We start from the raw sequence: 20,466 nt of genomic DNA on the forward strand, positions 1-20,466 counted from the left end.
TAGCAGTACGGACGTACTGTTACAGTACGCGCGTACTGCCCACGGTCAACCGCGCAGCCCGGCGATCTTCGCCGCGACCGAGGCCGCGACCTCCCGCACCCGCTCGACGTCCGCGCCGGCGTCCGGCCGCACCTGGAGCACCACGCCGTCCCGCCCGGTCACCTTGCGCTGCACGAACCACGCCCCGACCGTCCCGTTGTGCTCGCGCGACTTGATCGACCCGGTCACGCGCTCGTGCACGACCTCCGGCACCTTGCCCGGCGACTCCAGCGGGAACCGCCGCGGCGGCAGGTCGCGCAGCACCACGGCCTGCCCGGCCGTGCCGTCCTCGACCGCCTCGACCACGGCCAGCGCGTTCCCGCTCCACGTCGCCTTGCTGATCAGGTGCCACCCGATCCGGCGCGGTCCGGGCACCCACAGCCCGTACGTGGTCGCCACGAGCCACTCCGAGCCGACCGCGGCCGACGCGAGCACGTGCTCGTCGGCCTCCAACGACCCGGTGAACCCCTCGGGCGCGCCCGAGCCGAAAATCCTCCGGAACAGCCCCATCACAGCCCGCCCACCGCTTGTTGGCCCAACGCCTTGTGGTAGTCCTCCAGCGCGATCAGGTCGCCGAACAGGGCCCGGTACTCGTCGGGCTCCTCGATCGGCGACACGCGCCGCAGCCGGGACTTGATCTCGGTGATCTGCCCGGCCACCAGGATCTGCTGCAACCGCGCCAGCACGCTCTGCACGTACCGGTACTCGTCGTCGGCCTTCACGCGCAGCGGCTCGACGGCCAGCTCGGTGAGCACCGACCGCACGGCCTGCTGCCGGCACGCCTGCGACACCGCGTCCAGGAACGCCGGACCGGCCAGCCCCGACGACACACCGCCCGCCTCCCGGATCGCCTGGTGCAGCGCCAGGTACGCGGGGTGCGTGAACGCCTCGTCGGGCAGCGAGTCGTAGTACGGCCCGGCCATCTCCGGCAGCTGCAACGCGGACTTCAACGCCTCCCGCTGCGCCCACAGCGCCGGGTCGCGCGGGTCGGGGCGCGGCGGGCCGTCGACGTCCAGCGCACCCTGGTTCGGGTCGACGGGAGCGGCACGTCGGGTGGCGGCGGGCGCGCGGCCGGTCGCCGTCTCGCGCACCCGGCGCACCACGGCGGCCTCGTCCTCCCAGCCGACCCACCAGGCCAGCCGGGTCGCGTACCCGTCCCGCTTGGCCCGGTCCTTGATCTGCGCCACGAACGGCACCATGACCTTCAGCGCCACGACCCGGCCGTCCACGGAGTCGAGGTCGTAGTCGCGCAGCCGGGTCTTGATGGCGAACTCGAACAGCGGCGTGCGGCGGGCCACCAGGTCGCGCACGGCCACGTCGCCCTTCGCCTGCCGCAGCTCGCACGGGTCCATGCCGTCCGGCGCGATGGCGATGTAGGTCTGGGCGGAGAACGCCTGCTCGCCCTCGAACGCCTTGAGCGCCGCCTTCTGCCCGGCCGCGTCACCGTCGAAGGTGAAGATCACCTCGCCGTTGAGCGAGTCGTCGATCAGCAGCCGGCGCAGCACGTTCATGTGGTCCGCGCCGAACGCCGTGCCGCAGGACGCGACCGCCGTGGGCACGCCGGCCAGGTGCATGGCCATCACGTCGGTGTAGCCCTCGACCACCACGGCCTGCCTGCGCTTGGCGATCTCCCGCTTGGCCAGGTCGAGCCCGAACAGCACCTGGGACTTCTTGTAGATCGGGCTCTCGCTGGTGTTGAGGTACTTGGCCTGGATCGGGTCGTCGTCGAAGATCCGGCGCGCGCCGAAGCCGACGACCTCGCCGCCCATGTCCCGGATCGGCCACAGCAGCCTGCGGTGGAACCGGTCGATCGGGCCCTGCCTGCCCTCCTTGGTCAGCTGGGCCTTGATCAGCTCGGTCAGCTCGAACCCGCGCCCGAGCAGGTGCTTGGTGAGCTTGTCCCAGCCGCCGGGCGCGAAACCGCAGCCGAACTGCCGGGCCGCGGCCTCGTCGAAGCCGCGTTGCGCCAGGAACTCCCGCGCGGCCAGCGCGTCGGGCGTGGCCAACTGCTCGGCGTAGAACTCGGCGGCGACCCGGTGCGCCTCGATGAGCCTGCTGCGGGTGCCGCGGTCGCGCTGGATCGTCGCGCCGCCGCCCTCGTAGGTGAGCTGGATGCCTGCCCGGTCGGCCAGCCGCTCCACGGCCTCCACGAACCCGAGGTGCTCGATCTTCATCACGAACGCGATGACGTCGCCGCCCTCGCCGCACCCGAAGCAGTGGAACGTGCCGTGCGAGGGGCGGACGTTGAACGACGGCGACTTCTCGTCGTGGAACGGGCACAGGCCCTTCAGCGCGCCGCCACCGGCCCGACGCAGCGAGACGTGGTCGCCCACGACCTCGTCGATCCGGCTCCGGTCACGCACCAGTGCGATGTCGCTCTCCCGGATGCGTCCTGCCACGTCGAGCGAGTCTAGTGCTGGCAGACTGGTGCCCGTGACCACCGCCGAGCAGACCCTGGCCTCCACGTTCACCGGCCACCGCTCCCACCTGGTCGGCGTGGCGTACCGGCTCACGGGCAGCGTCGCCGACGCCGAGGACGCCGTGCAGGAGGCCTGGCTGCGGCTGACCGGGCTCACCGAGCAGGGCCGGGCCCAGATCCGGGACCTGCGCGGTTGGCTGACGACCGTGGTGGGCCGGATCTGCCTGGACCGGCTGCGGTCGGCGGTGGCGCGGCGGGAGCGCTACGTCGGGCAGTGGCTGCCCGAGCCGCTGGTCACCTCCGGCGACGACGATCCGTTGGACGCGGTGGTGCGCGACGACGGCGTGCGGATGGCGGCGTTGGTCGTGCTGGACCGCCTCACGCCCGAGCAGCGGGTGGCGTTCGTGCTGCACGACGCGTTCGACGTGCCGTTCGCGGAGATCGCGGACGCGTTGGGCTGCACGGTCGCCACGGCCCGCCAGCACGCGTCACGGGGCCGGCGGGCGGCGGCCGAGGCCGATCCGCCGCCGCGGGTGGCGCTGGAGGAGCAGCGCGAGGTGCTGGAGCGGTTCCTCGCGGCCGTGGCGTCGGGCGACCTCGACGCCGTGGTCAGCCTGCTGCACCCGGACGTGGTGATGGTCGGCGACGGCGGCGGCAAGGCCAGGACCGCGGTGCACGTGGTCAGCGGCGCGGACAAGGTCGCGCGCCTCATCCTGGGCCTCATGCGCCGCTACGGCGACGTCGAGGGCCTGCCCGCGCTGGTCAACGGCGACCTGGGGCTGGTGTTCGCGGCCCAGGGCGAGCTCACGCCCCGGGTCGAGGCGATCGTGGTGCGCGACGGCAAGGTGGCCGGCGTGTACGACATGTCGAACCCGGACAAGCTCGGCCACGTGCCGTTCCCCGAGACCGCCTAGGGCAACGGGACCCGGCACGCGTCGCCCGAGGTGAACCCCTGGTCGGTGATGCCGAACGCCGAGTTGAACCGGCCGCGCTGGTTCTCCAGGGCGATCAGGTAGGTCAGCTCGACCAGGCCCTGGTGCCCCAGCCGCCGGTCGAGCTCGGCGACCTGCTCGTCGGTGACCGCGGTGGGCGTCTCGGTCATCGCGTCGGCGTAGGCCAGGGCGAGCTTCTCCAGCTCGGTGTACTTGTCGGAGTCCCGGTAGTGGTGGATCTCCTTGAGCCGGTCGATGTCCAGCCCTTCGTGCTTGATCAGCATGGTGCCGAAGTCCACGCACCAGGAGCAGCCGAGCTTCACCGCGGTCAGGTACACGACCAGTTCGCGCAGCGACACGGGCAACGTCCTGGCCGCCTTCTCCACCGCCATCTCGTGCCGGGCGCTCGCCATGAACAACCCGCGGTGGTGCGCCGCCACGGTGAACGGCTCCGGCACCGCCCCGAACCGCTTCTTGGCGAACCGGTAGGCGAGCCGCACCAACGGGTTGGCCTGCTTGGTCGTGACGATCGGGATCCTGGGCATGTTCCCCTCCTCGCTCGGGTCTTCACCGAGTGGACGAGGAGGGGTGCCGGAACGTGACAGGCGCCGGAGCTACGGCTTGGCGACCTGGGCGAGGAAGAAGATCGCGCCGGTGTCGGCGTGCCGGACCAGCAGCAGGTAGGGCCGGTCGACGCGGACCGTGCGGGCCGGTTCGGCCGGGACGAACGAGGTCAGGCGCATCACCACGGCGGTCGCGGCGGCGCCCTCGAAGCCCTGCTCGTCCAGGCGCAGCACGGCTTCGTGCACGACGTCGTCGACGTGCAACCGGGGATCGGGGCTCAGGCCCGTCAGGTCGGCCTCACGGCTGAACATCGTGCGCACGCCGACCTGCTGCAACGCCTCGGCGAGCGTGACGTTCAGCGACACGTCCAGCTTGGGCAGGAACAGCTCGACCCGGTCGTGCTCCAGCGCCTCCAGCACCTCGGGCACGCCCTCCGTGCCGCCCAGGTCACCGTCGGGCAGCAGCACGACCGCCTCCACCCCACCGCGCGCGGGCAGCGCCACGGCCTGCCACCCGTCCCGCCGGGCGTACCGCATGTCGCCCTGGCGGCGCATCGTGGCCACGGTCCCGGCACCGCGGAACGGCAGCTCCTCGGTGTCGTGCTCGGGGAACTCCTCGCGCCACGCGCACTTCAGGTACAGCGCGTTGACCAGGGTCGCGGCCGTGTCGGACGTGATCGCGCCCGCCGCCAGCAGCTCGGGGACCAACCCGCGGGTCGTCTCGGCCACGTCGGCGTTGATGAGCTTGCGCGAGCCCTCCGGGTCCGTGGCGAACGGCGCGGACCGGGCCTTCGCGCCCGGCCACCCGGCCAGGTCGGTGAGGAAACCCTCGTTCAGCGGCAGCTCCTCCGACGCCCACAGGGTGTTGGACACGGCGAACTCGGCGTCGTCGCCCACCACCGCGCCCTTGAGCACCTTGGCGTGGTCCGCGCCGAGCAGCGCGACCAGTTCGGCCTCGGTCTCGCCACGCGCCGCCTGCGCCGTCAGCCCGAGCGCGGCGGCCACCGAGTACGGCGACCAGCAGGCGTTGCGCGTGCGGTCGGGCGCGACGGCGTCGTGGAGGGTGAGGGCGAACGTCAGGTGCGCTCGATCAGGCACAAGGTCTCCTTAACCGCTATGGGGTCGTCCGGGATCGGACGTTCGCCCGCGCCGCTCATGGGTCCGAGCGGCTGCGGGTGGCGTGGTTCGCGCACCCCGGCGGAACCGTCGTCGGGCTCGTCGTCCCACCCGTCGTACGGGAACTCACCACCGACGTGCACCGGGTCGCGGGTCGGTCTGCGCCACGGCCAAGGACGGCCTGGCGGTCTTCTGGACTCATCGGCCATGACCTCGAGTGTGCCACCGGTCACAGGGGTTCGGGGGCGACGTTCGCCAACGACCGCCGCCACGCCACGGCCTGGGCGTCGGTGAGCGAGGCGACCTGGTCGACCACGACGCGCAATCGCGCGGCGTCGGTGCCGGCGGCGGCCCACGCGGGGTGGAACGCGGGGTCGAGCGTGTCCGGTGCGCGCATGAGCAGCAGGTGGACCAGCTCGGCGACCAGCTCCCGTTGCCGCGCCTGCATGGCCAGCCGCGACGGGTCGCTCATCACGTACCGCACCGCGACCGCCTTGAGCAGCGCCACCTCGGCCGCGACGCGGGGCGGCACGACCAGGTCGGCCCGGTAGCGGCTCAGCGGACCGTCGCCGTGCACCTCGCGGGTCGCGCCCACGGCGGCCGAGGCGAACCGGCCGACCAGCTCGCTGGTGAGCCGCTTCAACGCCACCTGGGCGCGCAGCGAGCCGTCGTACCGGGCCAGTTCGGCGATCACCGGCAGGCCGAGCAGCTCGGTGGCGGTGGCTTCGAGCACGTCGACCGGCTCGTCGGAGAAGTGCTTGGCGGCCAGGCCCGCGATGGCGGCGCGCTCGGCCGGGTCGCCCAGGGCGCCCAGGCTGATCCGGTGCGCGAGCACGCCGTCCTCCACGTCGTGCACGGAGTAGGCGACGTCGTCGGCCCAGTCCATGACCTGCGCCTCCAGGCAGCACCGCCCGTCGGGCGCGCCGTCGCGGACCCACCCGAACACGTCGAGGTCGTCGTCGTACACGCCGAACTTCACCGTGCCGGGACGGCGGGTCCACGGGTACTTGGTGGCCGCGTCCAGGCAGGCGCGGGTCAGGTTGAGGCCCCTGGCGGTCTTGGGTTCCAGCCGGGTCAGGATGCGCAGGGTCTGGGCGTTGCCCTCGAAGCCGCCGCACGGCCCGGCCAGCTCGTCGAGCGCCCGTTCGCCGTTGTGCCCGAACGGCGGGTGCCCGATGTCGTGCGCGAGGCCCGCGGTGTCGACCAGGTCCGGGTCGCAGCCCAGCTCCTCGCCGATGCCCCGGCCGATCTGGGCGACCTCCAGCGAGTGGGTGAGCCGGGTGCGCGGCACACCGGTCACCTCCGCGCCCTCGCCGGGTCCGACGACCTGGGTCTTGCCCGCGAGCCTGCGCAGCGCCGCCGAGTGCAGCACCCTGGCCCGGTCACGCGAGAACGGCGAGCGGCGCTCGGTGCGCGCCCCGGGCAGCACCGCTGTCTTGGGCAGCTCGGGGAGCAGCCGCGCGGAGTCGTGTGCGGTGTAGCCCTGACTCATCCGCTCAGGGTAAGGGCACGTCTACAGCAGGATGCCGTCGAACGCCCCGGCCGGTGCCTTCATCAGGTGGTAGTAGAGCAGCGCGCCGGTCTCGCGGCGGATGTAGAACAGCTGGGTCTCGCGGGTCTGCACGTTGGGGCCGCTGCGCGTCGGGGACGTCCACGCCGACAGGCCCTCGTCCTCGGCCATCGTGCGGGCCCGCAGGGAGTGCCACGGGTCGCTGACGATCACGGCCGTGGTGAGGGACTTGGCGCGGGCCGCGGCGGCGAGCGCGCGGATGCTGCCCAGCGTGTCGGTGCCCTCGCCGACTTCGAGGATGCGGTCGGAGGGCACGTCGTGCGTCTCCAGCCACATCCGGCCCGCCTCGCCCTCGGTGAAGTTGTCGCCGGGCTGCCTGCCGCCGGTGGTGGCGATGTAGCTGACCACGCCCTGCTCGTACAGCCGGCGCGCGTGCTCCAACCGCGCTTCCAGCACGTCGGACGGCACGCCGTTGAACTGGGCCGCGCCGAGGACCACGGCCATGTCGGCGTGGGTGCGGTCGTCCTCGCGGGCCACCTGCCACACGCGGAACGCCGTGCCGCCGACGACGAGGAGCCCGATCACGAGGCCGCCCAGGACGACGCGCGTGGCAAGCCTGCGGAGTCTCGGCAGGAACGTCACGCCGGCGATGATCCCACACCCGTCGCGGCCGTGGCGCTGCCAGGATCACGGGCATGGCAGCAGACCAGCCGACGATCGTGGCGACCTCGGGCGGCTTTCGCGCCGGCCGCCGCACCAACCTCGAGTTCCACGGGCTCGTGCGCCACGCCGTGGACCTGTCCGGCGTGCACGGCCGCAAGCCGAGGCTGTGCCACATCGGCACGGCGTTGGGCGACCAGCGGTGGTTCAACGCGGACCTCTCCGAAGCCGGGCAGCTCGCGGGGTGGGAGGTGTCGCACCTGAACCTGTTCACCATGCCGCCGACCACCGACGTGCCGGGCTTCCTCCGCGAGCACGACGTGGTGTGGGTGGGCGGTGGTTCGGTGGCGAACCTGCTGGCCGTGTGGGCGGTGCACGACCTGGCGACGGCGCTGCGTGGCGCGTGGCAGGACGGGGTGGTGCTCGGTGGCGTGTCCGCCGGATCGATCTGCTGGTACTTGGGCGGCTCGACCGACTCGTTCGGCCCGGAGCTGCGCGTGATCACCAACGGCCTGGGCTTCCTGCCGTACGGGTGCGGCGTCCACTACGACAGCGAGGCGGCGCGGCGGCCGACCATCCACGCGGCGGTGGCTTCGGGCGTCCTGCCGGTGACGCACTGCACCGACGACGGCGCCGGGCTCGTCTACCACGGCACGGAGCTCGTGGAGGCGGTGTCCGAACGGCGCTCCGGTGGCGCCTACGTCGTGCGACGTGACGAATCTTCAGCAACCGCACAGGAGGAACCGCTCGACGTCAGGCGGTTGTGAACCGGACCGTTGAGGTGCGGGAAGACGCCGGTGGGTGCTCGCGGTCGCGCTGGTCGCGGGCGTGGCAGCGCTGGTGTGGCCCCGAGCGTCGCGAGCACCTCGGCCGACCACCCGCACCCGGCCGCGCCACGTGCCGCCGAGGCACCCGCCCCGGACCTCTCGGCGGCGGTGGCGCGGGCGGTCGGGGCCGCGGGCGGGATCGCCTCGGCCTGAGCGACGACGACGCCATGAACGCGTTGGCCCCCACCCGCGCACCGGCGGACTCGCACCTGCACGGCGGCGCGGTCATCGCCGGTTGAGGCTTTTCCGTTCGCCAACCTCCAGCACCTGCGCATTTGTTCGGGAAAGCCTCTAAGAGGACTTCAAGGATACGCTTGAAGGGTGAATGCCGACGAGATGAAGGAACACATCAGCTCGACCTTCGCCGGGGTCCGCGTCATGGAGGCTTACGGCGACACGTTCTTCCTCTACGACCCCGACGGCGACCTCCCGCCGGAACGCCAGATGCCGTTCGCGACGATCGTGAACAGCGACAACTACGAGCGGGTCTCCGACCTGGACCAGCCGGGGGCCTACCGGCTCAACATCGGGTTGACCAAGGCGACGTACACGGCGATGTTCGGCGCGCCGCCGACCGAGCGCGACGAGCAGGGCGTGCTGAAGACCGAATTCGACTACGCGGAACGGGATCGGGTGATGCCGCACCCCGTTTACGCCTCGCAGCACTGGGTGTGCGTGATCTCGCCGGGTCGGGCGACGCTCGACGCCATCGGGCCGCTGCTCACCGAGGCGTACGACTTCGCGGTGCGCAAGCACGCCAACCACGCGCGGCGGACCGCGTTGTGAGGCCCCGGCGCGGGGTCGCCGCGCCGGGGACGCTCAATCGGACGTCGGGTGGATCAGCTCCACGCTGCCGCGCCCCGCGGCCCAGTGGTCGATCGCCTGGCCGCACGCCTGGTCGAGGTGGCGGACACCGGTCAGGTCCACCCGGACGTGCCTGCTGTCCGGCACCGCCTCCAGGGTTTCCAGCAGGCCCGGCAGCTTCAGGAACGTCGCGTTGCCGCGCACGGCCACGTGGTGGTGGTCCTCGCCGTGGGCGGTCACCGTGACGGTCAGGCGGGACATGTCCCAGGCCGTCTTGACCACCGCGGCCAGCAGGCCGGCGAGGGTGCCGGTGAGCAGGTCCGTCACCACGATCAGGCCCGCGGTCAGCACCAGGACGGCGGCTTCCGCCCGGTCCGCGCGGGCCAGGGCCAGGACCTGCTTGGGCGCCAGCAGCTTCCAACCCGCCTGCACCAGCAACGCCGCCAGCACCGCCAGCGGGACGTAGGACAGCACGCCCGGCAGCAGCACGACGAACACGAGCAGCCACACGCCGTGCAGCACGCGGGACAGCCGGGTGCGGGCCCCGGCGTCCACGTTGGACGCGCTGCGCACGATCACGGCGGTCATCGGCAACGCCCCGAGCGCACCGCACAGCGCGTTGCCCACGCCCTGCGCGACGAGCTCCTGGTTGTACCTGGTCCGCGGCCCGTCGTGCATGCGGTCCACTGCCGCCGCGCAGAACAGGGTCTCCGCCGACGCCACGAGGGCGAACGTCAGCACCGCGCCCAGCAGACCCGCGTCCAGCAGGGAGAAGTCGACCAAGTGCACGACGTCGGTCAACGGGCCGACCGAGATGCGCGGCAGCGGCAGCACGGCGCTGACCGCGGAGGCGACCACGACGGCCACCAGCATCCCCGGCACGGCGCGCCACGGCGTGCGCTTCCACAGCCACGCCACGACCAGCGTCAGCACGCCGACGGCCACTCCGCTCAGGCCGACCTCGGTCGTCAGCGCGGTCCGGGCCAGCTCGGCCAGGCCCGCGAACTTCTCGCCGGTCATGGCGGGCTGGTCCTGCCCGGCGAACGGGTAGAGCTGGCCCAGCACGAGCACCAGGCCGATGCCGGCGAGCATGCCCTGGACCACGGCGGGCGAGATGGCGCGGAACCAGCGGCCCAGCCGCAGCAGGCCCATCGCCACCTGGAGCAGGCCCGCCCCGAGCACGATGAGGCCGAGCGCGGGCAGGCCGTGCGCCGCGACGGTGTCGGCGACCAGCACGGTCAGGCCCGCCGCCGGGCCGCTGACCTGCATGGTGCTGCCGGGCAGCAGGCCGACCACGAGGCCGCCCACCACCCCGGTGATGATGCCCAGCTCGGCCGGGACGCCGGAGGCGACGGCGATGCCCACGCACAGCGGGAGCGCCACCAGGAACACCACCAGGGACGCGCCGACGTCGGGCCAGAGGGTCGCCCGCAGCCGGGCCGGGGCGGGTCGTTCGGTCATGGTGCTCACCGGTCGTCCCCCGCCGGGCCGTTCACCGCGCGTGATGCCGCGCGATCGGTGGACGGGGCCGGTGGTCGGTCGTTCGCGCGCCCGCGTCCCATTTCCTGGGACACGCAGGGCGGATATGCACGGGCGCGGTGGGCCCGCAGGTCGATTTCCATCGGATTTCCCCACTCGTCGGTGGTCGGACTGTGCGATCGACTGGCGGTGGGGTGCCGATCAGTTCCGGAACACCTGGAGAGCCGATGGGGTCGACCACGAACGGAGGTGGTCGGGTCGTCCCCGGCCCACGGGCGGGTCCGTGCCCGTGGACGCGTCGACGCGCCGGAGGACGGGAACCACGCGGGAGCTGTCCGCCGCAGGTCGGGCGGGCGCGGGGCGGGCGGTCCAAGATCGCGGCTCGGCACCGGTGCGGCCCTCGCGGGCAGGTTCTTCCTCCGAGGTCGCGACGGTGTGGCCGATCGGCGCGGTGCGCAGGACGCCGACGGGGCCGGACGGCGACGGCACGAGCACGGCGATGAGCGCCAAGGCGATCGCGACGACGACAGCACGCGCCATGACACCCCCCGATGAGTTGCGCCTTCAATCCAGTGTCACAAAGGCGGGTGACGTGAGGGTTAATCAGAAGCCGGTTTTCACACAGTCGGTCCGATATTCACTCGATAGTCCGTGACGCAGATCATTAAACCGGAATACCGTCACCAACAGTAACCACTAGTGGAGGGCGGCCAGGGTGAACGAGGCCGCCGCGGCGAGCGACAGCAGCGCCCGCAGGTGGTTCGCGGGCACCCACTCGCGGAGGTAGCGGGTCCAGTACTCGGCACGCCGTCCGAGCTCGTCGTTGCGGGGGACGTGGAACGCGACCGTGAGCACGAGCCCGCCCAGGACGTAGAGCGCCGCACCCGCCCACGCCCACGGGTCGCCCTCGAACGCCGCCACCACGCCGACCACCGCCGTGCCGAGGAAGAGGCCGATGAACGCCGGGTTCACCACGGCGAGGTTGACGGCCCGCATCGCGGCGACGCCGACCGCCGGCTCGGCCCGCCGCAGCCCGGGCATGACCATCGCGGAGAACGCGAAGAAGACTCCGGCCATCATCCCGCAGCCGAGGGCCGCGATGATCGTCACCATGGGGAACATGGCGCCAGTCAAGTCGACGGGTGCTGGACTTCCCATGGCTCAGCGGCTCGATCACATGCGCGAGCGTCTCTAGGCTGGCGTCCGTGGACGCTCTCGCCGGGTTGCTGGACGGTCCGCGCGCCCGTGGCGCGCACCTCATGCGGACCGTCCTGGACCCGCCGTGGTCGCTGCGCGTCGAGGACCGCGCGCCGCTGACCGTGGTGGCGCTGGTGCGCGGCGACGCGTGGCTGCTGCCGCACGACGGTGAGCCCGTGCGGCTCGACGCCGGTGACGTCGCCGTGCTGCGCGGGCCCGACCCGTACGGTCTGGCGGACGACCCGGCCACGCCCGTGCAGGCGGTGGTGCACCCCGGCGAGATCACCACCACCCCGGACGGCTCGGAGCTGTGCGAGCAGTGGGGCCTGGGCGTGCGGACGTGGGGCGCGAACCCCGACGGGTCCGTGGTGCTGCTCAGCGGCACGTACCAGTTGGACGGCGAGGTGAGCCGTCGGCTGCTGTCGGTGCTGCCGCCGTTCCTCGTCGTGCCGCGGTCGGAGCTGCCGCTGGTGCCCCTGCTGGCGGAGGAGATCACGCGGGACGAACCGGGCCAGGAAGCCGTGCTGGACCGCCTGCTCGACCTGCTGCTGATCTCCGTGCTGCGGTCGTGGTTCTGCCGCCCGGAGGCGCGCACGCCCACCTGGTACTCGGCCCACGCCGATCCTGTTGTCGGGCGCGCGCTGCGACTGCTGCACGCCGACCCGGCCCGCCCGTGGACGGTGGCCGCGCTGGCCGAGGCGGTCGGCGTGTCCCGGGCAGCCCTGGCCAGGCGGTTCACCGACCTGGTCGGCCAACCGCCGATGGCCTACCTGACGGACTGGCGCCTGACCCTGGCCGCCGACCTGCTGCGCGAACCGTCCGCCACGCTCGCCGCCGTCGCCCGCCAGGTCGGCTACAGCACCGCTTTCGCGCTGAGCACGGCGTTCAAGAGGGAACGCGGCCTGCGCCCCTCCGAACACCGCGCCAACGCGTGAGTCCAACGTTCAGAACGCGCGTGTCCTACGTTCAGAACGCGAGAGTCCTACGTTCAGAACGCGCGTGTCCTACGCTCAAAACGCGAGAGTCCAACGCTCATGCGCCGATCAGCCGGGCGGCCAGGTAGCCCTCCAGCTGGTCCATCGACACGCGCTCCTGCGACATCGTGTCGCGTTCCCGCACGGTCACGGCGTGGTCGGTGAGGGTGTCGAAGTCGACCGTCACGCAGAACGGCGTGCCGATCTCGTCCTGCCTGCGGTAGCGGCGGCCGATGGCGCCGGCGTCGTCGAACTCGATGTTCCAGTGCTTGCGCAGCGCGTTGGCCAGGTCCTTGGCCTTCGGCGACAGCTCGGCGTTGCGCGACAGCGGCAGCACTGCGGCCTTCACCGGGGCCAGCCTGCGGTCCAGTCGCAGGACGACGCGCTTGTCCACGCCGCCCTTGGCGTTGGGCGCCTCGTCCTCGGTGTAGGCCTCCAGCAGGAACGCCATCATCGGCCGGCCGACGCCCGCGGCGGGCTCGATCACGAACGGCCGGTAGCGCGAGTTGGTGGCCTGGTCGAAGTACGACAGGTCGACGCCGGAGTGGTTGGAGTGGGTGGTGAGGTCGAAGTCGGTGCGGTTGGCGATGCCTTCCAGCTCACCCCACTCCTGACCGCCGAACCGGAACCGGTACTCGATGTCGACGGTCCGCTTCGAGTAGTGCGACAGCTTCTCCTTGGGGTGCTCGTAGTGCCGCAGGTTCTCCTTGGAGATGCCCAGCTCGGTGTACCAGCGCGTGCGCTCGTCGATCCAGTACTGGTGCCATTCCTCGTCCGTGCCCGGCTCGACGAAGAACTCCATCTCCATCTGCTCGAACTCGCGGGTGCGGAAGATGAAGTTGCCCGGCGTGATCTCGTTGCGGAAGCTCTTGCCGATCTGGCCGATGCCGAACGGCGGCTTGCGGCGCGAGGTGGTCTGCACGTTCAGGAAGTTCGTGAAGATGCCCTGCGCGGTCTCCGGGCGCAGGTAGTGCAGGCCCTCGTCGGTCTCGACCGGGCCGAGGTGGGTCTTGAGCAGGCCGTTGAACATCTTCGGCTCGGTGTACTGGCCGCGGGTGCCGCAGTTCGGGCACGGGACGTCGGAGACGTCGCCCTCGGCGACCTGCTTGCCGGTGCGCTCGGCGTACTCCTCGGCCAACGTGTCCTGCCGGAACCGCTTGTGGCACGAGTTGCACTCGATCAGGGGGTCGACGAACGCCTCGACGTGCCCGGACGCCACCCACACCTCACGCGGCAGGATCACCGACGAGTCCAGGCCGACGACGTCCTCGCGGCCGCGCACCATGAAGTTCCACCACTGGCGCTTGATGTTGTCCTTCAGCTCGACACCGAGCGGACCGTAGTCCCAGGCCGACCTGGTGCCGCCGTAGATCTCGCCGCACGGGTAGACGAACCCGCGACGCTTGCACAGGCTGACGACGGTCTCGATGCGATCGGCTGCCACGGACACTCCATCGGGAGATGCAGAAAGGACGGGAAACGGGCTTGCCAGGGTAGTCCTTGCCGTCACGTCGCCATCGGGCGACCGGTGCCCGGTCCCCGTGCTCGGGCCGCCCGGCGGCAGCGGCCGTTCAGCGCGGGGTGGACGGACCCGCGGCCTCGCCCAGGCGGACGGTGCCGGCGTCGTGCGCCAGCAGGCTCACCTCGCGTCGGACCGCACCGTCAGCGGCGACCAGCAGCGGCTCATAGGCGGCCGGTTCGTCGGTGTTCGCCTCGGACAGCAGGGGGATGACGTGCTCGCGCACCTCGAACGGCGACATCGCCCGCCGGTAGGCCACCACCGAGTCGAACTCGACGGTCAGCACGAAGCGGTCGGCCTCGTCGGTCGACCGGGACAGCTGGGCACGCCGACAGCCGGGTTGGGCGGTGAGCAGGGCCAACGCCCGGTCGACGCGCCCGGTGAACGCCTCGACCCCGGATTCGGCCACGGTGAAGCGGCACACGAGCAGCACGGTGCAAGGATGCCACGGTGGCTGGTGACTCGAAGCGGACCCTGATCCCCGGTGCCGGACCGCTCTCGCGGGTGCCCGCGCCCGCGGCGTTCCTGCTGGTCCTGGCGGTGTTCGTGCTCGGCGTGTGGCTTCAGGGCACGGTGGGCGCGCTGTTGCTGGGCCTGCTCGCGCTCGGCGTGGCGGCGCTGCTCGCCACGACATGGCCCCTGCTCACCCCGAGCGCGCGCGTGCTGAGGCTGCTCGTGCTGGGCGTCCTGGTGCTCATCACGGTGTCGGTGCTCTAGCGCCGTAGTATCGGTGGTGAAAATCCATACCACGTGGGAGGCGCCGTGACGGTCGGAGTGCGGGGCGAGCACGTGCACTCCCCGGAGCGCCGCGTGCCCCCGCCGGCGCCGCGGCAGCCGACCCGGACGCTGTCGGCGGCCGGCGAGCTGCTGCGCGCGCTCGCCGCGCCGGTGCGGATCGCGATCGTGCTGCAGCTGCGCGAGGCGGACCGGTGCGTGCACGAGCTGGTCGAGGCGCTGGGCGTGGCCCAGCCGCTGATCAGCCAGCACCTGCGGGTGCTCAAGGCGGCGGGCGTGGTGCACGGCGAGCGGCACGGTCGCGAGGTCGTCTACCGGCTCGTCGACGAGCACCTCGCGCACATCGTCGTGGACGCGGTCACCCACGTGGACGAGGGGCCGCGTGGGATCAACCAGGCCGACCGGACCCCGCGGACGGAGGAGATGTGACCACTGGCGAGCGCCCGACCACCGCGGTGCCCGGACTGCGGTCGACCAAGCAGCGCACCGCCGTGTCCAAGCTGCTCGACTCGCTCGGCGAGTTCCGCTCGGCGCAGGAGCTGCACGAGGAGCTGCGCCGGCGCGGCGAGGGCATCGGCCTGACCACGGTCTACCGCACGTTGCAGTCGCTGGCCGACGCGGGCGAGGTGGACGTGCTGCGCACCGACTCGGGCGAGGCGATCTACCGCCGCTGCTCCCAGCACCACCATCACCACCTGGTGTGCCGGGGCTGCGGCCGCACGGTGGAGGTCGAGGGCCCGGCGGTGGAGAAGTGGGCCGACCGGGTCGCGGCGGAGAACGGGTTCGTCGAGGTCAGCCACACCGTGGAGATCTTCGGCACGTGCCACGACTGCTGCGCCAAGGGCCGGTCCTCGTGAGTCACCCCTCGTAGGTGTCCTCGGGCGCGGCGATCGGCACGACCTGCGACACCGTGAAGGTGGGCACGAACGCGCTCTCCTTGGTCGCCGAGCCGGGCACGACCCGGCCGGTGGCCTCGACCCACTGGTCGGTCGGCAGCGCGCTGAAGTCCTGACCGGCCATCTTCGCCTTGACCGGTGAGGCGTCGGCGGCGCAGCACGAGATGGTCAGCCGGGCGATGAACACGTCCGCGTCCTTGCGCACGACGAACCCGGTGAGCTTGACCGTGCGGTCGTCCAGCGAGCCGGAGTCGTCCCACGCGGTGCGGGTGACGAACTCGCTGATGGTGAGCGGGATGACCTCGTCGGAGGGCAGCGGCGCGAACCCGCTCGACGCCTTGGCCTCCTGGGCGGCGTTGCGGTCGGACCGGTTGACCGTGTCCGCGCCCAGCGCCGGCGGGCTGATCAGGAACACCGCGAACACCGGCAGCAGCAGCATCCACGGGCTGCGGGACGTGCCGTGCTCGTGCCCGGCGTGCTCGACCCCGCTCGGCTGCGCCTGGCCGAGCCGGATGTCACGCACGATCGACACCAGGGCCAGCACCACCATCACGCCGCCGGTCAGCACCAGCCACGGCTGCAACGACTCCTTGACGTACCGCAGGTAGGTGCCGGTCAGCGCGAGCTTGAGCAGCGCGCCGCCGAGCAGCACCAGCAGGATGTTCTGGGTCTCACGCCTCACCGGTTCTCCCGCCTCACAGGAACACCTCTGCCGCGACCAGGGCCGACGCGACCGCCACCAGGAACGTGGCCGGGGCGAAGCGCGCCGCGAAGGACTTGCCGAACGCGCCCGCCTGCAGCGCGATGAGCTTGACGTCGACCGCCGGGCCGACCACCAGGAACACCAGCCGGGCCGGCAGCGGCAGCGCGGACATGGAGGCCGCGACGAACGCGTCGGCCTCGCTGCACAGCGCCAGCACCACGGCCAGCAGCGACAGCACCACCACGGCGAGCACGACCTGACCGCCCAGCGTCTCCAGCCACGCCTGCGGCACGAGGACGTTGAACGCCGCCGCGAACACGCCGCCGAGCACCAGGAACCCGCTCGCGTCGACCAGGTCGTGCCGCGCGGTCTCGGCGAACACCGCCCAGCGGGACGTGCCGTCGTGGTCGGGCAGGCGGCGCAACGCGCGCTCGGCGATCCACTCGGCCTTGCCGAACCGGGTCCACAGCCAGCCCATGACGACGGCGGTGAGCAGCGAGCCGACGAACCGCGCGGGCACCATCATGGGCTCTTTCGGGAAGGCCACGGCGGTGGAGACGAGCACGATCGGGTTCACCGCGGGCGCGGCCAGCAGGAACGTCAGCGCCGCGGCCGGCGCCACGCCCTGCTGCATCAGGCGGCGGGAGACGGGCACGGACGCGCACTCGCAGCCGGGCAGCGCCACCCCGGCGACACCGGCGACGGGCACGGCCAGCGCGGTCTTCTTCGGCAGCGCCCGGCGCAGCACCGTGGCCGGGATGAACGCCGCGATCGCGCCGCTGATGAGCACACCGAGGACGAGGAACGGCAGCGCCTGCACGCACAGCGCGACGAACACCGTGGACGCGGTGCGCAGCACCGGCGCGTCGAGCGCGGCGACCAGCCAGTCCTGGAGGACCAGGGCCAGCACGAGCAGCACGCAGAGCACTTCCAGCGAGGTGATCTTCCAGCGCGGCGGCGTGGGGCGCCGGCGCGAGCCGCGGATCTCGCCAGTGATTGTCACTTTCGAAATGATGCCAGAACCACCGCCGTCGGCCCACCGACCTCCGTCGGGATGTCCGCCACCCGCCGGTCACGGTCGGTAGGTTCGGCATCGTGGACTGGCACGAGTGGCACGCGGACTACGACGTAGCGGGTTCGACGCTGGCGCGGCGGCTGCGTGCCGTGCAGGCGCAGGTGCGGGCCGCGTTGGACGAGAGCCCTCCCGGACCGCTGAGGGCGCTCAGCCTGTGCGCCGGCCAGGGCCGTGACCTGCTGGAAGTGCTCGCCGACCACCCCCGGCGCGACGACGTGCGGGCACGCCTGGTCGAGCTCGACCCGCGCAACGCCGCGATCGCCGAGGCGGCGGCACGGGCGGCCGGCCTGACCGGGGTGGAGGTGCTGACGGCCGACGCCTCGCTCACCGACCACTACCGCGACCTGGCCCCGGCCGACCTCGTGCTGGTGTGCGGCGTGTTCGGCAACATCACCGACGAGGACGTCGAGCGGACCGTCGACCACTGCGCCGAGCTGTGCCGGACCGGCGGCGCGGTGATTTGGACCCGCCACCGCGGCGCACCGGACCTCGTGCCGTCGATCTGCGCGTGGTTCGAGGACCGCGGCTTCGACCGCTACTGGCTGTCCGACCCGAACGCGGACTACGGCGTCGGCAGCCACCGCTTCCGCGCCGCCCCGCCCCCGTTGACCGCGGGCGCGCGCATGTTCACGTTCATCGGCTACGACGTGCTCGAGGGAACTCAGCGGTCGAAGTAGGAGAACCGCCGCACGTGCGGGACCCACTCCTGGAAAACGGTGAGGTCCGGCAGCGTGACCAGGCGCGTGACGCCTTCGAGCCCGTCGTGCAACCGCAGCCAGTGGCTTTCCTGCCCGGTGATCGTGCCGACGACCGGTGAGTGCCCGTGCTCCGGCCGCAGGTCCGCCGCGAACGAGGCCCACGTCCCGCCCCGGTCCCGGTGCACGAGCCCGCCGCGAACGTCCGCCGCCGGCGGGGTGTCGAGCACCGGGACGGCCAGCGAGGGCGCTACCGCGACGATCCCGAGCAGCACGACCACCGCCTGGAACTCGCCCGGCCGCTCGTCGTCGCCGAGGAAGCGTGCCGCGTCGCCGAGGTCGCGGGTGGCGCGGATCATCCGGTAGATGTTGAACAGCCGCTTCGCCGCGCGCGGTGTGTCGACGAGCGGGTCCAGCGCGGCGAGGAACACCAGCTCGCGCTCGGTCAGCGGCCGGGCGGGCAGCGGCGCGTGCTCGGAGGTGTCCAACTGGGCCCCCGGCTCGACGGGGAGCACGTGCTCCGGCACGTCGTCGCTCGGATCGGGTCGCGGCACGTCCGGTTCCTCCGCGCCGATCGGGGCATGGGCCTCGACCTCCGCCATGGACCGCAGCACCTCGCCCAGCCTGCCGCGGGCCATGCCGGGCAGGGTGAACGGGATGTTGATGATCTTCTCGAGGTAGTCCGCCGGCAGCACGCGCCACGGTGACGCCGAGGTGTCCCCGTCCAGCACGCCGGCGTAGTGGTCGCGCAGCGAGCGCACGAGCCAGCGCGGGTCCACGCCGACCACCACGACGAACAGGTCCATGGCCAGCAGCAGGTGCACGGCCTCCATGACTTGGACGACTTGGCGCGGCTCGCACCGGTCGAGGTCGTCGATGTGCAGCACGATCCGGTCGACCGGTCGCTGCCCGCCCCGGTCCGCGTCGGGGTTCGCCCGCCAGTCGGCCAGCAGCGTGACGAGCTGCTCGAAATCCCTGCGCAGGACCGACACGACCCCCAGGTCACGCGTGTAGGACTCGCCCTTGGCGGCCACGAACGCCGACATCCGGCGCGCCGGGTCGAGGTTGGCCAGCTGCCTGCCCAGCTCACCGATGTGGGTCACCACCTCGTCCAACTGCGCCTGGGCGACGAGCTGGTCCGCCTCCGCCTTCCGGAGCTGGTCCACGGTATCGGCGACGTGCTCGCGCACCCGTTCCTCGTGGATCCGGTCCAGCCCGCCGCGGATGTCCTCGGCCAGCACGCGCAGCTCACCCAGTCCCTTGCGGGCACGCAGGATGAGCCCGCCGCCGACCGCGGCGAGGACCAGGCCCGCGACGCCGCCGAGCCAGGTGATCAGCGGCGCCGCCACCGCGGCGGCCGCCGTGACGCCGAGCACGACGCCTGCCGCGGCGAGCGCGACCTTGCCCCGACGATCGCTCGGTAATCGGCGCAGCGCGTCCACGTCGGCGTGGGTGCCCCGCAGCTGCTGCGAGAGCAGCCTGCCCTGCTCGACCTCGTCGGCGACGCCGATCCGGCTCCACACCCGATCCAGTCGCTCGCGCAGCCGGGTCGACTCCCTCAGCGCGGTGAGCAGGTCGCGGGCGCCGATGACGTGCTGCCGGTCGGCTTCGTCGACCTTGGCCTTGAGGCGGGCCACCTCCTCCTCGGCCCGCTGGTTGAGCTCTTCCAGCTCCTCGCGCCGGTCGACCGTCTCGGCCAGCAGGCGGTGCAGCTCGCCGCGCTGCCGGTGCGGGTCGCGGTCGGCGTCGGCGAGCGCGCGGAAGATCACGTCCGCCAGGCTCGCCCAGAGGTTGGTGTCCGCGTAGTGCCAGGCGTTGAAGCCGATCTGCACGACGCGCCGGCAGTACTTCGGCGAGCCGGACTCGGCCAACTCGCCGATCCGCCCGCGCAGCATGCCCATGAAGAAGCTCTTGCCCGAGCCCCAGTCGCCGAACACGCCGACCGACAGCGGCGTCGGGGTGGCGCGCTCGGCGATGACCGCGGCCAGCATCGACGCGTACGTGGCCACCCCGAGCCGGTCCCGAGCCAGGGGGGATCGGCTCGGTCGGGTCGACCAGGTCGCTCGACACCCCGCCGGCCAGGTCGTCCGACACCCGGCGCTCATCGGGGCGCTCGACCGGCGTCGGGTGCTGCGGTTCCGCCGCCGACGTCGACGCCGCGGCCTCCACCGGTGGCCGGCCGTGGTCGGACCACTGCCGGGAGACCGCGTCGACCACCTGTGCATCGCGGCCGAACAGCACGACCTGCCGCAACGCCTGCCTGGAGGGTGAACGCAGCACGTCCAGCACCACGGGCACGACCACCGCGGCGACCTCGCGCGGA

Annotated in this window: 24 protein-coding genes; 9 read left to right on the forward strand and 15 right to left on the reverse strand. The window is 72.4% G+C overall.

Features of this window, described 5'->3' with window-relative positions:
* Positions 1-45 precede the first annotated feature (45 nt).
* Positions 46-549: a hypothetical protein gene (locus tag LZG04_RS23940; RefSeq protein ID WP_233820280.1), complete on the reverse strand. Its 504-nt coding sequence runs from the start codon at positions 547-549 to the stop codon at positions 46-48.
* Positions 549-2,438: a DNA primase gene (dnaG, locus tag LZG04_RS23945; RefSeq protein ID WP_233820282.1), complete on the reverse strand. Its 1,890-nt coding sequence runs from the start codon at positions 2,436-2,438 to the stop codon at positions 549-551. Before dnaG ends, LZG04_RS23940 begins: the two co-directional genes overlap by 1 nt.
* A gap of 34 nt (positions 2,439-2,472) precedes the next feature.
* Here dnaG and LZG04_RS23950 point away from each other — a divergent pair, with 34 nt between their 5' ends.
* Entirely contained in the window at positions 2,473-3,372 is a 900-nt protein-coding gene (locus LZG04_RS23950) for a sigma-70 family RNA polymerase sigma factor (RefSeq protein WP_374202866.1), read from the forward strand.
* On the opposite strand, the gene LZG04_RS23955 is transcribed toward LZG04_RS23950, so the two are convergent.
* The 5 genes from LZG04_RS23955 to LZG04_RS23975 form a co-directional block, all read right to left on the reverse strand.
* The gene (locus tag LZG04_RS23955) at positions 3,369-3,935 is read right to left on the reverse strand and encodes a carboxymuconolactone decarboxylase family protein (protein ID WP_233820286.1); all 567 of its coding nucleotides are present in this window, start codon (positions 3,933-3,935) and stop codon (positions 3,369-3,371) included. The two genes, LZG04_RS23950 and LZG04_RS23955, sit on opposite strands and share 4 nt — an antisense overlap.
* A gap of 69 nt (positions 3,936-4,004) precedes the next feature.
* Positions 4,005-5,051 carry a serpin family protein gene (locus tag LZG04_RS23960; RefSeq protein ID WP_233820288.1) on the reverse strand — a complete coding sequence of 349 codons (1,047 nt, stop codon included), beginning with the start codon at positions 5,049-5,051 and terminating at the stop codon, positions 4,005-4,007.
* Complete coding sequence (locus LZG04_RS23965; protein WP_233820289.1) at positions 5,030-5,278, reverse strand: hypothetical protein; 249 nt, start codon at positions 5,276-5,278, stop codon at positions 5,030-5,032. The genes LZG04_RS23960 and LZG04_RS23965 overlap by 22 nt, the downstream gene beginning before the upstream one ends.
* A 20-nt stretch (positions 5,279-5,298) precedes the next feature.
* Positions 5,299-6,561 (reverse strand): deoxyguanosinetriphosphate triphosphohydrolase, encoded by a 1,263-nt coding sequence (locus LZG04_RS23970; RefSeq protein ID WP_233820293.1) that lies wholly within the window; start codon positions 6,559-6,561, stop codon positions 5,299-5,301.
* Between the two features lie 21 nt (positions 6,562-6,582).
* Positions 6,583-7,221 carry a YdcF family protein gene (locus tag LZG04_RS23975; RefSeq protein WP_233820300.1) on the reverse strand — a complete coding sequence of 213 codons (639 nt, stop codon included), beginning with the start codon at positions 7,219-7,221 and terminating at the stop codon, positions 6,583-6,585.
* Between the two features lie 53 nt (positions 7,222-7,274).
* On the opposite strand from LZG04_RS23975, the gene LZG04_RS23980 reads away from it, so the two are divergent.
* The 3 genes from LZG04_RS23980 (at position 7,275) to LZG04_RS23990 (ending at position 8,852) form a co-directional block, all read left to right on the forward strand.
* On the forward strand, positions 7,275-8,006 hold the full coding sequence (locus LZG04_RS23980; protein ID WP_233820304.1) for a peptidase E: 732 nt from the start codon (positions 7,275-7,277) through the stop codon (positions 8,004-8,006).
* A 75-nt stretch (positions 8,007-8,081) separates the two neighbouring features.
* Entirely contained in the window at positions 8,082-8,219 is a 138-nt protein-coding gene (locus LZG04_RS23985; RefSeq protein WP_233820309.1) for a hypothetical protein, read from the forward strand.
* Positions 8,220-8,387: 168 nt separating this feature from the next.
* Positions 8,388-8,852, forward strand: coding sequence for a DUF6194 family protein (locus LZG04_RS23990; protein WP_233820310.1), 465 nt, complete (start codon positions 8,388-8,390; stop codon positions 8,850-8,852).
* A 33-nt stretch (positions 8,853-8,885) separates the two neighbouring features.
* Here the strand turns inward: LZG04_RS23990 and LZG04_RS23995 are convergent, their stop codons facing one another.
* The 3 genes from LZG04_RS23995 to LZG04_RS24005 form a co-directional block, all read right to left on the reverse strand.
* Complete coding sequence (locus tag LZG04_RS23995; protein ID WP_233820314.1) at positions 8,886-10,331, reverse strand: SulP family inorganic anion transporter; 1,446 nt, start codon at positions 10,329-10,331, stop codon at positions 8,886-8,888.
* Between the two features lie 219 nt (positions 10,332-10,550).
* Entirely contained in the window at positions 10,551-10,889 is a 339-nt protein-coding gene (locus LZG04_RS24000) for a hypothetical protein (RefSeq protein ID WP_233820325.1), read from the reverse strand.
* A 156-nt stretch (positions 10,890-11,045) separates the two neighbouring features.
* On the reverse strand, positions 11,046-11,471 hold the full coding sequence (locus LZG04_RS24005; RefSeq protein WP_233820343.1) for a DUF1772 domain-containing protein: 426 nt from the start codon (positions 11,469-11,471) through the stop codon (positions 11,046-11,048).
* Between the two features lie 83 nt (positions 11,472-11,554).
* On the opposite strand from LZG04_RS24005, the gene LZG04_RS24010 reads away from it, so the two are divergent.
* Positions 11,555-12,481, forward strand: coding sequence for an AraC family transcriptional regulator (locus LZG04_RS24010; RefSeq protein WP_233820349.1), 927 nt, complete (start codon positions 11,555-11,557; stop codon positions 12,479-12,481).
* A 97-nt stretch (positions 12,482-12,578) separates the two neighbouring features.
* Here LZG04_RS24010 and LZG04_RS24015 read toward each other — a convergent pair whose 3' ends face one another.
* A complete protein-coding gene (locus LZG04_RS24015; RefSeq protein WP_233820351.1) occupies positions 12,579-13,964 on the reverse strand; it encodes a glycine--tRNA ligase in 1,386 nt (461 codons plus the stop codon).
* A gap of 127 nt (positions 13,965-14,091) precedes the next feature.
* Positions 14,092-14,472 carry an antibiotic biosynthesis monooxygenase family protein gene (locus LZG04_RS24020; RefSeq protein WP_233820353.1) on the reverse strand — a complete coding sequence of 127 codons (381 nt, stop codon included), beginning with the start codon at positions 14,470-14,472 and terminating at the stop codon, positions 14,092-14,094.
* A gap of 17 nt (positions 14,473-14,489) precedes the next feature.
* On the opposite strand from LZG04_RS24020, the gene LZG04_RS24025 reads away from it, so the two are divergent.
* Genes LZG04_RS24025 through LZG04_RS24035 form a run of 3 tightly spaced genes read left to right on the forward strand, consistent with a single transcriptional unit; the run spans position 14,490 to position 15,631 of the window.
* The gene (locus LZG04_RS24025) at positions 14,490-14,756 is read left to right on the forward strand and encodes a DUF6703 family protein (protein ID WP_233820362.1); all 267 of its coding nucleotides are present in this window, start codon (positions 14,490-14,492) and stop codon (positions 14,754-14,756) included.
* Between the two features lie 45 nt (positions 14,757-14,801).
* Complete coding sequence (locus LZG04_RS24030) at positions 14,802-15,203, forward strand: ArsR/SmtB family transcription factor (protein WP_374202867.1); 402 nt, start codon at positions 14,802-14,804, stop codon at positions 15,201-15,203.
* The gene (locus tag LZG04_RS24035) at positions 15,200-15,631 is read left to right on the forward strand and encodes a Fur family transcriptional regulator (RefSeq protein ID WP_233820364.1); all 432 of its coding nucleotides are present in this window, start codon (positions 15,200-15,202) and stop codon (positions 15,629-15,631) included. Before LZG04_RS24030 ends, LZG04_RS24035 begins: the two co-directional genes overlap by 4 nt.
* Before the next feature lies 1 nt (position 15,632).
* On the opposite strand, the gene LZG04_RS24040 is transcribed toward LZG04_RS24035, so the two are convergent.
* On the reverse strand, positions 15,633-16,352 hold the full coding sequence (locus LZG04_RS24040; RefSeq protein ID WP_233820366.1) for a TIGR03943 family protein: 720 nt from the start codon (positions 16,350-16,352) through the stop codon (positions 15,633-15,635).
* Positions 16,353-16,365: 13 nt separating this feature from the next.
* On the reverse strand, positions 16,366-17,376 hold the full coding sequence (locus LZG04_RS24045) for a permease (protein WP_233820369.1): 1,011 nt from the start codon (positions 17,374-17,376) through the stop codon (positions 16,366-16,368).
* Between the two features lie 92 nt (positions 17,377-17,468).
* On the opposite strand from LZG04_RS24045, the gene LZG04_RS24050 reads away from it, so the two are divergent.
* Positions 17,469-18,125: a class I SAM-dependent methyltransferase gene (locus LZG04_RS24050; RefSeq protein ID WP_233820370.1), complete on the forward strand. Its 657-nt coding sequence runs from the start codon at positions 17,469-17,471 to the stop codon at positions 18,123-18,125.
* On the opposite strand, the gene LZG04_RS24055 is transcribed toward LZG04_RS24050, so the two are convergent.
* Positions 18,110-20,152 (reverse strand): P-loop NTPase fold protein, encoded by a 2,043-nt coding sequence (locus LZG04_RS24055; protein ID WP_233820371.1) that lies wholly within the window; start codon positions 20,150-20,152, stop codon positions 18,110-18,112. The two genes, LZG04_RS24050 and LZG04_RS24055, sit on opposite strands and share 16 nt — an antisense overlap.
* Between the last annotated feature and the right edge of the window lie 314 nt (positions 20,153-20,466).

It is taken from the genome of Saccharothrix sp. S26, from assembly GCF_021390395.1.
Lineage (GTDB): Bacteria > Actinomycetota > Actinomycetes > Mycobacteriales > Pseudonocardiaceae > Actinosynnema.